The sequence below is a fragment of the Brevibacillus fortis genome, from assembly GCF_046196545.1.
Taxonomy (GTDB): domain Bacteria; phylum Bacillota; class Bacilli; order Brevibacillales; family Brevibacillaceae; genus Brevibacillus; species Brevibacillus fortis_A.
Map to the genome: position 1 here is coordinate 5,216,107 of NZ_CP176370.1, position 15,730 is coordinate 5,231,836.

1 protein-coding gene is annotated in these 15,730 nt (G+C 54.4%); it reads right to left on the reverse strand.

All coding sequences use genetic code 11. From position 1 onward, the window contains the following. Nucleotides 1-17: 17 nt before the first annotated feature. Nucleotides 18-15,623, reverse strand: a complete 15,606-nt coding sequence (locus tag ACKKE8_RS25380; RefSeq protein WP_409175460.1) for an SDR family NAD(P)-dependent oxidoreductase — start codon at nt 15,621-15,623, stop codon at nt 18-20. Nucleotides 15,624-15,730 lie beyond the last annotated feature (107 nt).

Genomic DNA, 15,730 nt, shown 5'->3' on the forward strand with positions numbered 1-15,730 from the left:
TCCCGGTTAGAAGCCTGCTAAGACAAAGATGATAGGATTCGTTCCGCTTTCTGGACGGCGGTCTCCAACGTTATGGTTTCGTCGAGAAACTGATCTAGAAGATCACTGAAGCCGTCTTCATCCGTCTTCGCCTCTTCCCGTTGCTCCGCTTTCTTTACCCAATGGCATTCTTTGGCAAAGGGGTATGTCGGCAATGGAATCCGCTGCTGCTCCCCTTCCAGGAACAGCTTGCGTAAGTCCAGCGGATAACCGTGAACAAACAGCTTGGCACAAGCCAGCAGATGCTCTCGTGCCAGGCCGTCGACATTTTCTCGGTATGCCTGGATGCTTTGATTTACTTCGTCGATTCGCCGCTCTTCTTCATCCCGCACCCCGACAGGCTGGAGCTCTGCTTGGACAACGTCTTGCGCATGGCCGTTATCCAACCATTCGCCAAGCCGTTCGAGTAGCTCATGCCGGGAGGGGGCGACGCATGCAAACCGGTGTTTCAAGTGCTTACGTCCTGCCAGCAGCGTAAAGCTGACCGCGGCGCAGTCCAACTGCGGGGAGTGTCTGCAGTGCGCAGCCAGCCTTTCAACCTGTTGGCGCAGTTGTACCGCGGTCCGTCCCGACAGCACGAACAAGTATGCGGATCTCGCCTCCCGTCTGCGAACCGGCTGAGGAGCTTCCTCAAGAACAAGATGCGCATTCGTTCCACTGAATCCGAATGAGCTGATGGCCGCCATTCGTTTCGTTCCCTCGCCAAGTGTCCAATCCCTAAGCTCCGTATTGACGTAAAAGGGACTATTTTCGAAAGCAATGTTTGTGTTGCCCTTTTCAAAATGGAGCGAAGGCGGCAGTTTTTTGTGACGCAATGACAGAATAACTTTCAACAAGCCCGCAATGCCTGCGGCAGCAGCCGGATGGCCGAGATTCGATTTAATCGAACCGACCGCGCAATAGCGGTTATCGTCCGTATAATGTCGGAACGCCCGGGTCAGCGCCTGAAACTCGATCGGATCTCCCAGCTTCGTTCCTGTTCCATGCGCCTCCACCAACTGAATATGGCGCGGATTGATGCTGAAGGTATCATACACATGCCGCAGCAGGCGCTCCTGTGAATTCGCACTTGGTGCCGTAATGCCGTTTGTCGTGCCGTCCTGATTGATGCCGCTGCCGCGGATCACGCCATAAATATGATCGCCGTCTGCAAGCGCATCCTTCAAACGTTTGAGAACAACCGCACCGGCGCCTTCTCCAGGCACGAAGCCGTCTGCCCTTTCGTCAAAAGCATGGCATCGGCCGGTGGGAGAAAGCATACCGGCACGATTGGAGACGGTATAAAATTCAGGCGTTGATTGGATGAATACACCGCCCGCGAGCGCCATGTCCGTTTCCCTTGTCCACAGGCTTTGACAGGCAAGATGAATCGCAACCAGCGAACTGGAGCAGGCTGTATCCACCGTTACCGCAGGCCCCTGCAGGTTCAGATAATAAGCGATCCGTGCAGGTATGACGGATCCTGCATTGCCCCAGAACGCCTGAGCCGGCGCTTCGTCTCCAAACAATCTCGGGTAATCGCTGCCGCAGCTTCCGACATAGACGCCGCATCGCCGCGTATGCTCTCCCGGTCCCGCATATCCAGCATCCTCCAGCGCTTTCCACGATTCCTCAAGAAAGATGCGCTGCTGAGGATCCATGTAATCGGCTTCCACGCCGGTGATGTTAAAGAAAAGCGGATCGAAGCAATCAATTGAGCTTAGAAAGCTTCCATGGCGGCAGCTTTTGACCCCTTCCGGATCCGAGCCGCTCCCACGGAGTTCCCAGCGCGTCACTTCTTCTACCAGATCGGTCCCTGCCTCAAGATGTGACCATAGCTCCTTCACCGAATCCGAACGAGCAAAACGGCCGCTTATCCCGACAATAGCCACCGGTTCTAAAGGTGTTGGAACCTGCGGCATGCTTGCATCCTCCATAGCAGAAGAACTGGATTCGGGTTCGGACAGGTAATCGCCTCCGGGTATACGCACCACAATCTTGCCGATATTTTTCCGGTTCTCCAACTGACGATAGGCTTCTTTAAAATCAGAGAGCGTGTAAACGCCGCCGATTGTCGGCCGTATGACCCCTTGCCTAATCAGAGCTGTCAACTCGCCCCAATAAGCTTGTATCACAGCCGGTTGTTCGGCTGACAACGCTCTTAAGTCAACGGAATAGAACGCCCTGTTCTCATTCAACAGCGACAAGTCGATGCTCCGCGCCGACTTCAGCGCGGTTAAGGCGAGCTCAATATACCGGCCTCCCGGAGCCAAACACCGGAATCCTTTCGACATCGCGTCTCCGGACAGTGTGTTCACAACGATCTGTACCCCTTGTCCGTCCGTAAGCCTCTTGAGCTCCTGCTCGAAATCGTCTTCCCTGTAATTGATGAGCTTCGAAACACCGATACCTGCAAGATAGTCCAATTTTTCCTTGGAGCCTGCGGTAGCGTATATTTCCGCGCCGTAATGGCGGGCTAGCTGTACGGCCATCAAGCCGATTCCTCCCGCCGCCGTCTGAACAAGGACCTTGTCGCCATGTTTGACTGCCGCTTTGCGAAAAGCGTCCATCATCGTAAGGCCGACTGCCGGCAGCGAACAAGCTTCTTCAAAGGACAAAAAGTCAGGCTTTGGAAGAAGCGACTGCTCCGAGCATACGATGTAGGTCGATTGCGCGCCTATATTCCCGCCTCCGGTCACAACCACTTGATCACCACGCCGGACGGAGGTCACCGCTTTACCGGTATCGATGACAACACCACTTGCCTCAAAGCCGGGCGTAAAAGGAAAAGGCGGCATCACTGGATACAGACCTTTGGCGCAAAGCAGATCGCCGAAGTTCAATGAAAAGGCGCGTACCTCAACCAGCACATCATGCTCCGTCAGCGGCGGCACTGCCGACTGTTTCAATTGAAGGTCGTCGATACCGCCGGGGCGTTCAACGACTATATGATGGCGTACCCGCAGCTTCTGACTCTTTTCCGCCAGTTCGAAGGCAGCTGCATCTTCTGCGGCTCGATACCCGTCCTCCGATGCCCCCGGCGTCAGGGCCCGTTCTTCAGCCATGACCTGCGGCGGGGATTGGGCTGCGGTTTTATCCGACTGTCGGTACTTGCTCAGCAGTTCCTGCCGATGCTCGCGAAGTAGCCAATCGGATAGCCGCTCGACGCTGTTATAGTCAAAAATGATCGTCGTCTGCAGCTGCGTCTCACAGTGCTCATTAATGATGTTAATGAGGTTGACCGCAATGATGGAATCGACGCCGTAATCCGAGAAGCTCCGATCGTCCTGAATTCGGCCTGCATCGATTTGCAGTGCATCCGCCACCGCTGTTCGAATAACGGTTTGGATAAACGAGCCGAGAGCCCGGTCCGAAACGTCAGCAGCACCGTTTGTGCCGCTTGTGCCGCTTGTGGACGGGCTGATCGGGAGCGACTCCTGCCTCTGGAAATCCGACGGGACGCTCGCGCAACCGCTTAGGTACTGCCGATACACGCCGTCGCTCTCCGCAGCAATGACAGCGGCGCCGAGAAAATGACCTTTCCGTGCCGGATAGAAGATGCTCCGGAAACCTTCCTCCGCCATAAGCCGCTGCCACATATCCGTAGTTAGCGCCGGACTGCCGGGAATGCGTACTTCGGCATCCTCATGCAGCCACCAGCCTTCCAATAACCCGAAAGTTACGTGCATGAACAGGCGGTTTGCATGGATCTCGTTAACCAGCAATAACCCGCCCGAGCGCAGGGCTGCCTTTGCATGACGCAACGTACGGCTTATCCGTGCAGTGGCATGGAGCACATTCGTTGCTATGACAAGATCGAAGCTTCCTTCTTCAATCCCTTGCTCGGCAAGCGGACGTTCAATATCGACCATTTTGCAGGATAAGTAAGGAGCCTCCGCCCCATACGTCTGCTTTCCATGAATCAGAAACGCCTTTGATAAATCCGTGTAAAGATAGTCAGCCATGTGGGATTGATATGGTTCTAGTCGCTTGAGTACAACCGCACTCGTCCCTCCCGTACCCGCTCCGATCTCCAGGATCCGTAGCTTGGCCGACTTGTCCAGCGCCAAGCGTTCCTGCACATAAGCCGCCGCCGTATCCGCAAGCGCTTCATTGAAAAAATCAGCCATCAGATTGTTTTTGTAAACAGACTCCACCAATCCGAAGGAACCGTTCGGGAAAATAACATCCGTTGCCGGTAATTCCCCGACCAAAATGCGCTGGAGGGCGTGCAGCGTTTTTTCTGCCAACTCGGCTTGTGTATTCATATTGCCGTTGCTCTTCCATTCGCTTCTCGTCCGGTACCATTGCCGCCACTCTCCATCCAAATCCAGAGGGCTCGTGTCCAATATGCGCACCGTGCCGTCCTCGCTCCGAACATAACCGGCCCGTTCGAAGGCGGCTATGGTTTCTTGATGCCAGCTGTAGTAGGCCGGCAGCATCCCGGACGCACCGTTTTCAACACTGCTAAGCCAGCCGCCTTCTCTATAGATCGCCCACATCAATCTGCAAATGGCAGCGTCCAGCAACGCCATGGGGTGTCCCATATCGGATTGTATACGGTCAAGCCGCGAATCATCTGCTTCCTGCATCCGGTTTCGAATTCCTGGAAGCAGTGAGCTGCGGTCAGCCTGCATGACTAGACGTTCATCATGCAGCATTCCTGCAAGCGGCACCGGCTTTGTCATCTTCAGCATCACCAGTTGGTCCAACTCTCCTACAAGCAGCAATTCCAACGCTGCCATTGCCTCGTCCGGTTCAATGGAAGCTACGCCAAGCGAGGCCATTTTCTTCCGGTACTCCTCCGAGGCAACGACGCCTACGCTTCCCCAATAACCCCAATTCATCACCTTGACTGGGAAGGGCAGCTCCTTGCCAAGCCGCTGGGCATAAGCATCCTTGAAGGTGCAGCCGGAAGCATAATTACTTTGACCGGCCGGTTTGGTATACGAATTAATGGAAGAAAAGAACAGCATAAAATCAAGCTGCTCAGCCGCGAATACTTGCGCCATCCGAGCACTGATATCCACTTTCGCCGACAGCGCCGCGCGGAAGCGTGCTTCATCCATATTTGCCAAGCTTTGATCCAGCAGGACGATCGCGGAATGGATGACGCCATGGACCGCGCCATAGCGTGACTTCACTTCGTCGACAGACCGCTGCAAAGACTGTTTGTCTTTGGCATCGGCCGAAATATACCACGGCTCTATCCCATAAGCCGCACCCAGTCGGTCAATCTTACGCTGAATGGTTTCATCCAGCGATTTCCGGCCAATCCAAACAATTCGTCCTCTATATTGACGGATCATATATTCGGTCCACGCCTCGCCGATCCCGCCTGCACCGCCGATGACGACATAAACGCCACCTTGACGGTAAAGGCTTTGTTTCGGTACGGCTGCGGCCACCGGAAGTATTCGTTGACGATACCACCGGTTATCCCGACAGGCCCATACGTGGCCTTCCGGGTCGGCAGGCAGACGGAACAATTGATCAAACGAAAGGCTGCCGCCTGCTTCCAAATCGGCAACCCGTATCGCCCATAGCGGATATTCCTTGGCGATCGCGCCAGCCAATCCGTGTACGCTGGCAGCGCAAGAACGCACGGCGTCACCGCGTTGGACCGAAACGGCTTGCTGGGTGATGAAGCTCAAGGCGATACGCTTGCTCCCATAACCCAGCGCCAATAAGGCCTTTACGAGTCGAAACAGATGAAGGACGCCCTTTTCCTGTTCTTCGATGGGAGCATCCGAAGCGGCAGCTCCGTCCGGTTCCCGTGCCGCAATCCACAACAGATGCTCGAATTCGCCGCACGCCCTTAACTTGTGGGCCATCTCCTCGATCGTATCCGAAGCCTTCAGGATGATGCTCGGCGCTACCGGCCACTCATGCTGATTTTCACGAACGGCCGCGCTTTCGTCTTCCGCAATGATTACGGTTCGGTTCGGCGGCTGGACGCCGCTTGTTTCTACTTCCGCCTCGTCCCAGACGTAAGTCAGCAAATCCGACAAGTTCTGGTCAGACTTCCCGGAAGCATAATCCGTGTTCGACGACATCGCGTTATCCGTCGCGTTCCGATCCGTCAAACGGGACGAAAATCCCTTTATTGCCACGCATACGTTCCCTTGTTCATCACACAGATCGATATCAAGCCTATGAATGTGGCCGTCTGCAGCCTCGCCTCGTGTTGGCCGCAGCCAAGCCCACATAACCGTTGCGCAGCGGTCAAACAGCTCAAGCTCATCGATTGCAAACGGGAGCTTCATCTTGTTCTCTTCCGCCCTGTCCATAAAGACAACCGCCGCTTGCAGGGCGGAGTCCATCATGCTTGGGTGCATCGTGTAGCGATCCTTCGTGCTCTGGACGCTCGCGGGCAGCAAGAGCTTGGCGAGTACGCCCTCCGGCCCTGTGTAAACCTCGTCCAATCCTCTTTGCCCGGAACCGTATTGAATACCTATTCGTTCAAATGCCTCGTAGCAGCTCTGAACGGACCGCTTCTGCGTCAGCGTAGTTTTCAACGCTTCAAGCAACACCACAGGTCGTTCCCGCATCTCGAAAAATGCTCCTGCTCCTTGACAATGGAGAACGCTCTCTTCCTCGATTTGGCTCGTAACCCGGTAGCTGACGTCTCCGTTTTGTTCCCGCTTCACCCCGATCCGAACGTCCAGAGGCTTGGCAGCCACAATCATAGGCCGTGCCCAAACGACTCGTTTCAGACGGATCCCGAGACTGCTCTCCCGCTCGCCGCCCGCCATCATCCGAATCGCTGCTTGAGCCATCTCCAAATAAGCGACACCGGGCATAACCGGTTCGCCGTTCACGACGTGATCCCTGATGAAGAATTCCTCGCCTGTAAAGGTCGAGCTGTATTTCATGTCCTGGAAATCCGATGTATTTCTTTGTACCAATGGGTGGAGTACAGCTTGCTTTGTCGCATCACTTTCCGTCTGTGCATCCGCATGCGGTTTGACTTCCGGCACCCAATACCGTTCATCGGCAAAAGGATAGGTAGGCAGCGGAATTTTGAAATTCCTTCCCTTCTCGAACAGCTCGTGATAATCAAGCTCATAACCTTGTACGTAAAGCTCGGCGATCGATGACAAACGTTCCATATAGTCTGCGGCGCCGTCCGCATTCTGCAGCTCGCGAATGCACTGGTTTCCATACCGTTTCAAAGCAAGCTGCTGCCGCGCTCCATTGGCGTCTAGCTCGGACTGGAATATCCGCGGCGTGGCCTCACTGCCGATCCACGAAGACAGCAAGGACGCTAATTCACGGGTATCACGGACGACAAGCGCCAGTCTATGATGGAAGTGTTTCCGCCCTGTAAGCAGTGTAAAGCTTATGCTGCCGCAATCAGCGCCAGCGTTGGCTAAACCGTAATCCAGGAGCTGTTCCGCTTGTCGTCGCAGCTGCTCCTGCGTACAAGCCGACAAGACGATCAGGAAGCCCTGCCGTTTGACGGACTTACGATCGTTTGCAGGGGCTTCTTCGACAACCAGATGCGCGTTCGTCCCGCTGAACCCGAACGAGCTGACGGCTGCGCGGCGCCTGCTTCCTGCTTCTGCCTCCCAGCTCCTCAGCTCAGTATTGACATAAAATGGACTTTCTTGAAAATCAATGCCGGGGTTGCCGTTACTAAAATGCAAGGACGGCGGCAGCTGCTTATATTTGAGCGCCAACATTACCTTAAGCAAGCCGGCAATACCCGCAGCGGCTGCGGCATGGCCCATATTGGTCTTGACGGAGCCGATGGCGCAGTACTCCCGCCGCTCCGTATAATGGCGAAACGCATTCGTCAGAGCTTGATATTCGATCGGATCGCCCAATCGCGTGCCGGTTCCGTGTGCTTCGACCAGCTGTATACTTTCTGGATCAATGCCGAATGAATCGTAAACATCCCGTTCGAGACGCTCCTGGGATAACGCGCTTGGAGCCGTAAGACCGTTCGTTGTACCGTCCTGGTTTATGCCTGAGCCTATGATGACACCATAGATGTAATCACCGTCGGCCTGGGCGTCACGGAGCCGCTTCAGAACGACAGTCCCCACGCCTTCTCCGGGTACAAAGCCATCTGCCCGTTCATCGAAAGTGTGGCACCGTCCCGACGCGGACAGCATGCCCGCTTGATTGGCGCTCTCATAAAAGCTTGGTGTCGACTGAATGAAAACACCGCCGGCCAGCGCCAATTCTGTTTCCCCGGACCTTAAGCTCTGGCAGGCCATGTGGACAGCGACAAGCGAGCTGGAGCATGCGGTGTCGATGGTTACCGCCGGTCCGTGCAAGTTAAGATAATAGGCGATTCGTGCAGGAATGACCGAACTGGCATTGCCCCAAAACGCAGGCGCCGGCGCCTGCTTGCCCAACAGTCGGGCATAGTCGCTTCCGCTGCTGCCGACAAACACGCCGCATTTTCGCCCATCCATTCCCGCTCCGGCATAACCGGCATCTTCAAGCGCTTTCCACGCTTCCTCTAGAAATAAACGCTGTTGAGGATCCATATAATTCGCTTCGTAACCCGAAATGTTAAAGAAAACCGGGTCGAAACGGTCGATCGCATCGACATAGCTGCCTTTCGAACAGAAACTGTTTTTCCCTGCCTTGTATGGGCTAAGATCCCAGCGGCTTGCCTCCTCGATCAAATCGGTCCCTTTTGCCAGATTGGCCCAAAATTCCTCCAGCGTTTCCGACTTGGCAAACCTGCCGCTCATCCCGATCACGGCAATGGGCTCCGGCTCCCGGCCTTGTTCCCCGCTTTGCGGTGTTCTCGGCAGTTCCGCATTGTCCAACCGCTTGACTAAAGTCTCCGTTTCTTGATATCGATAAGGCTCTGTAACCGTAACGACGAGCTTTCCTATGGCCGTCCGATCCTCAATAGACCGGTAAGCATCCGCCACCCGATCAAACGGGATAACCCCATCAATGACAGGGCTTATCGTTCCTGCTTCGACAAGCGCAAGCATCTCTTCGACATAACCGCGCAGCTCGGCCGGATTCTCGTTAGCAAGCTTTCTTGAATTGATGCTATAAAAGGTCTGATTCTCATCCAGCGCTGATAAATCGATCGTCTTCGCGGTTTTGAGTGCCGTCATCGCCAGCTCGATATAACGGCCTCCCGGCGCCAGACAGTTGATTCCTTTCTGAATGGCGTCCCCGGGAAGCGTATTGATAATGACATCGATTCCATTACCACCGGTCAGCCTGTCGATCTCTTCCTCGAAATCGGTCTCCCTGTAATTGATCCTATAGTTCACACCGAGCGTTTCCAAAAATTCAAGCTTACGGTTGGACCCGGCTGTAACATATATTTCTGCACCATAATGACGCGCAAGCTGTACCGCGATAAGTCCTGTTCCACTTGCCGCGGTATGGATGAGAATTTTCTCGCCTTTCTTGAGATCCGCTTTGCGGAAAGCGTTGATCATCGTCATGGCAGCGGCCGGAATGGTGCAAGCCTGCTCAAACGTGAGGTAATCCGGCTTCTTGAACAGCTGGTCTTCCCGGCATGTGATCATGGTGGAATGTCCGCCGAAAGAAGCCCCGAGCGCCACAATCACTTCATCGCCCGTGCGAACGGTCGAAACGTCGGCACCGGAGGCTACAACAACCCCACTTGCCTCAAAGCCCGGTGTGAACGGGTATGCCGGCATGGTCGGGTATAGACCCTTCAAGCAGAGAAGATCGCCGAAATTCAGTGCAAAGGCACGGACGGCGATGCGAACTTCATCGGATCTCATCTCCGGAACGCCGGATTGTGCAATCCGCAGCGAATCAACGCCCCCGGGCCGCTCGATCACAACATGGTGATACGTCGGCTTTTCCTCAGGAAGGGGAGCGCTCTGATGCTCACTAACTGCAGGCACCGGGGATCCTGCCGGTTGCGATCGAAAGCGATTGCTCACCGCAGGCATGCTAAGGCCGCTTTGGACGGGCTGCTTTGCCGATGCCTGCAGGGCTCGTGCGCCCTCTTCCTCTCTGCCGGCAGCCGGTTCGCTCCGCTTGAGAAGAACGGTTATTTGATCCGTATGCTCCTTGATCAAAAACGCACATAACCGCTTCACGTTATTGTAATCAAACAGCACCGTTGTCTTGAGAATAAGGCTGAAGTGATGATTCAGGCTGTTCACGAGACTGACTGCCACGATGGAATCTACGCCGTATTCGGAGAAGCTTTTCTCATCCTGAATACGCTTCTCGTCCATTTTCAAGGCTTGCGCGACATATTCCCGTATCGTCTTCTTGACATAATCTTCAATCCACTGTTCTTCCATATGTTCACCGCTTCGGTCCGTATTGGTTAGGTCATGAAGCCGCTCGTGCCGCTCTCCGGCCGCAAGCCGCTTAGGTTGATCTAATATGCCGTCGCTCAACGCGGCGATAATATGCTGGTCCCACGAAAGGTGACCATCAGAAGGAATCATGATCCCGTGAAAGCCTGTCCGGGCAAGCAGGGACTGCCAGACCGGCACATGCAGGCCCGGACATCCCGGAATTCGAAGCTCCGGATCTTCATAACGCCACCAGCCCTCCAGCAGACCGAATGTCACATGATTAAACACCGTGTTGCCGGTAAGCTCGTTTAACAGAAGCAGTCCGTTTGCGCGCAGTGCGGATTTGACATGATACAGCGTCTTTTTCATATCGCGGGTCGCATGAAGCACATTGGCCGCAATCACGATATCGAAGCTGCCCTTCGCAATTCCCTGCCCTTCCAACGCTTGTTCGACATCGAATAAATGGAAGGAAAGGTACGGATATTCTTTGCCATACTTCTGTTCCGCATGGAGCAAGAACGATTTGGATACATCCGTGTAGCTAAAATCGATGATATGCGCTTCATAAGGCTTCAGCCTCCGAAGCACCGCTTCGCTCGTTCCGCCGCTTCCGGCGCCAATTTCCAAAATCCGTATTTCTGCATTCGGATCAAGTGCAATCCGTTCACGCACGTAATCCGCCGCTGTATCCGCGAGCAGGTCGTTATAAAAGTCGGCTACGCGGTTATTTTTGTAAATGCCCTCCACCAACGCCGCGGACGAACCCGGGAACATGACATCCGTCGGCCTAACGCCATCGGAGAGAATCTCGGAAAGCGCGCGCATCGTCGCCTCCACAAGGGAAACTTGTGCAGAGACATCGTCATGGTCCAGCCATTTGTTCTTGTTCGCTTCCCATTCCACCCAGGCTTGCCCGAGAGTTACCGGCTCTTGAGCCGGGGCGTAAACGCCGTCTGCCTCCGGCATTAAATAGCCGCTGCGGACCAGCATTGCGACGCTTTCTTGAAACCATCTCCGATAGGAGCTCAGCAATTCCGTCTCCGAGGGTATATAACCTCCGAAGGCTGATAAAGGGGCCACCCATCCTGTTTCGCAAAAATAAGCCCAAAGCATCCGGCACAGTGTGCGGTTCATATCGTTCATTCGATCGATTGCTTCCGACACTTTGGCTTTGTCCTGCGCCGTCTCTTCATCGCCATCCAAAATTCGCGATACTCCTCCGGATCCGCTAAGATACTCCGCTATTGTATTGATCGTCATCGTCTTAAACGCGGGCAATTCGGATGGCCGCATTTCAAGCTGACAAGCTTCGGACAGCTGATGAGCCCATTCATTCAGCTTGATCGGGTCCATACCGTATTCCTCCATCTCGGCACCCGGATCAATCTCGTCTTCCTTCACGCCTAAAATGGAAGCCGCAGCTTTTATCAAAACCGGCCGCAGCTGAACGGCCGTGCGGCTTTCAACGGAACATGCCTGATGGGCAAGTTCTCGTTTTGCGGTTAACGCCCGAGTTACAAGACCTGTCATCCGGATACAGACACGGCCTTGGTCATCACATAAGTCGATATCGAAGGTGAGATCCCGGTCCTTACCATTGCCTTCCTCCGTGACGCTCCGGATATAAGCCCACATCGATGGCGTGCATCCACGGAACACCTCAAGTGACGTCAACGCAAACGGCATCGCAAGCGGTGCTTGCCCGTATTCTACTGCAGCCAAACCGATGCAGGCCTGCAAGGCGCCATCCATCATGCTAGGGTGCAGCACAAAGTCATCCCTTGTTTCCGCAATCAATGAAGGCATCGACAGCTGCGCAAGCAGTTGCCCGTCGCCGATATATATCACGGATACCGAGCGATGCGAGGGACCGTAATGAATGCCCATCCCCTCGAACGCTTCGTAGCATTGCCCGGTCGATAACTGTCGTCGCGAGCATTGTTTCCGAATCTCATGGTAATCGAAAACGGGCGGCTCAGCCGCTTCTACGACCAGCACGGTTCCTTGACTGTGCACGTTCTCCCCGGCTTGTTCCTCTGGTGCCCCGGTATAAATCCGATAATCAATTGTCCCGTTGTCGCTTGGTTTCAAGGTGATATGGGCATGTACAGGATCATCGCCTGCAAGGATCGGCTGTGCCCATACCACCTGTTGCAATCGGACGGATACCTCCGGCAGCAGCTTGCCGATGGATAGGACAGCCGCTGCTCGGGCCATCTCCAAATAAGCGACTCCTGGAAGGATGCGCCTGCCTTCAATCTGGTGGTCCTCCAAATAAAATTCAGTTCCTTCAAACCGCGTGCTGAAGCGCTGTACGGTGAAATCCGACGTATTGCGGTGCAGCAGCGGATGAAGCGGATCAGCACCCGCTGTCGTTTGGGTGCTTCTCATATCCGGGATCCAGTATCTCTCCTTGGCGAACGGATATGTCGGGAGCGAGATCGGACGAGGCTTTAGCGCTTCGTATCGGCGATTCCAATCATAGACGCCGCCCTGAACCCACCGTTCAAGAACCTTCGATATTTCCTCGTGCTCGAGTATTTCGAGCTTGCTTCCCCTGCTGTCGGACCCAACACTTCCCTTGTACAGCAGTGGAATTCCTTCGCGGCCATCCAAATAAGCGGAGAGCTTATAGTGAAGCTCCTCAACCGATTCAACGGCAACGGCCAACCGTTCTTCATGCTCATCCCTGCCGGTCTGCAGCGTATAAGCAATCTGCGCCAATTCCGCTTCGCTATTTTCCGATTTGCTCATCCACTCGACGAACTGGCGAACCTGCTCACGCAGCCGTTCTTCATTTTTGGCCGACCATATCAGCGCATAAGGAGTTCCTATTACCAGAGCGGCCGATGCTTCTTCCACGTATTCTTCGATGACGACATGGGCATAGGAGCCGGAAAAGCCGAAGGAGCTGACACCCGCCCGTCTCGGAAGTCCGTCCCTTGTGTCCCAGTATTGATTCTCCCGGTTTATGTAAAGCGCCGAGTCTTCTAGTTGGATGTAAGGGTTTATTTGATTAAGCTTCGGCATTGCCGGTATTTGCCGGTGCCTCATCTGTTGGATGACTTTGATGACGCCGGCGATTCCGGCAGCACCTTCCGTGTGGCCGATATTCGACTTCACGGAACCGACCGCGCAGAACTGCTTCTTGTCGGTGAAACGCTCAAACGCTTTCTTCAAGCTGCTTATTTCGATCGGGTCCCCGAGTGCCGTACCGGTGCCATGCGCTTCGATATAACCGATCGATTCCGGCTCAATCCCCGCGTCCTCCCAAGCTTTCGCAATGACATGTTCCTCGCCCTCGATACTTGGTGCCGTAAGAGACGGTGTATGTCCTCCATGCAGCGCCGCTGAACCTTTTATGACGGCATAGATGCGGTTGCCGTCTTTCTTCGCTTGCGACAGCGGTTTAAGCAGCATGCTGGCGATCGCCTCTCCTGGTACATACCCGTCGGCGGCTGCATCGAACGTATGGCAGCGGCCGGTGGGAGATAAGGCGCCGATACTACTGAAATACCGGTAGTGCCAGGACGACAACAGCAGATTGACGCCGCCGACAAAGGCCATCTGACACTCCCCATTTTGCAAGGAACGGCAAGCCGTATGTAAAGCGAACAAAGACGAGGAACACGCTGTATCTATCGCCATGCTCGGACCTTTCAAATCAAAGATGAACGATACCCGATTGGCGACGACGGTCTGCGCATTGCCTGTCCCCATATGAGGATCGACGGGGAGATTCATTTCCGCGATTCGATCCGCGTAATCATGAACACACACCCCGACAAATACTCCCGTGCTGCTTCCCCTTAACTGCTTCACAACGCCTGCATCCTCCGCGGTTGCGTAGATGCTTTGCAGCAGCAGACGGATTTGCGGATCCATCCATTCGGCTTCTCTTGGCGATATGTTAAAAAATTCCGCATCGAACTTATCGACGTCATCGATAAAGCTGCCCCATTTGCAATACGTCTTATCCTTGGCCCGGCGGTCTTCGTCGAACCAAGGCCGGAAATCCCAATGGTCGAGCGGAATCTCTTTGATCAGATCCTTCCGGGATACGATATTTTCCCAAAACGTTTTGATATCGGACGATTCTGCAAATAATGCGTCCATCCCGATGACCGCGATATCTTCATGGTCGACTTCGTTTCCTGCGTTCTGGTCGGCGGTCGACGAATGAGTCTTCGGCTTTGCTTCCGCAATCGGTGCAGATGCCGTTCCCAGCAGCTTCTGAAAAGCCTCCCTATGCTCCTTGCCAAAATAGAACGCAAGCTCCTCAATGCTTGGGTACTCGAAGAACAAGGTCGGATAGAGCTCGGAGCCAATTTCCCGTCCAATAACGCCGGTAAGTGCAATAAGCTGAGCGGAGTTTAGACCAAGCTCCATTAAATTCGCCGTAATACTGCAAAACTTTAACCGGCCATCGGTGACCGTCTCCACCTGACGCACCAAATAGCCGATGATGCGCTCTTCCAGAGTCTCGATTCCGCCATCAGCGGAATCATTCGTTGCCGTCTCTTCACGTGAGATTGCTGACAGACGGAGGCGCTTGATCGAACATTCCGTCAGCTCCGCCGCCACTATGCCGTTGTTTTCAATCAGCTCTGCATCGAAAACGATCATTTCGTCCGATTCTTTCAAATGATGGATATGGATCCAGCATTGGTGCAATCGTTCGGTTTTACGGAAGAGCACATCCTTGACTGCAAACGGCAAATAACCGTCCCAACCGGTCGCCTTATTCAAAAGGGGGACGACCGAGAGAAACGCACTGTTCAAAAGCAGAGGATGAATATGCGATTCGGATTCCTCGGAAGCCGATTCACCGGTCAGTTCAGCCCGGACAAGAATATAGTCCTGTCCTTTGTATACACGCTGAATGGTTTTAAAGCTTGGCCCTAATTCAACGGTTTGATTGATCTCATAGATCCGATCCAGCTGCTCGTACAGTTCGGCTGATGCCTGCAGCCCAGCCAGATCCAAAACCCGGTTGCTTGCCGGCCCTACAAGAAGCTCTCCTTTAGCGGTGAGCGGTCTGTCCTCGGAGGAGAGGTCCCCGTACACGGTCTCAAAGCCCGCGGCTTCATAGCTGTCCTTCTCGAGCTTCATCTCGACGATCACCGGCTGCGCAGGATCGACTTTTATAGGGCTGATGAAGGAAAGATTCCGAATTCGGCCGCAACGTTCCCTCTCATAGAGGGCAAAATAAGCATCCATAGCCATTGAAGCATGAGCGACGCCTATGATAACGGGTTTGCCGCCGACTTTGTGGTCACGCAGAAGCGTCTCATCGTAATGATAGGTTCTCGTCCACCGGTGGTTGGCCACTTCGAAAGCAGGCCGTTGCGGAATCTGCCTCGCAAGCCGCTGGGCTTCCCGGACTTCCTGAAGTGCCTGCTCGACCTCCAGATTGCCGTTTTGTACCCGTTCAAGAA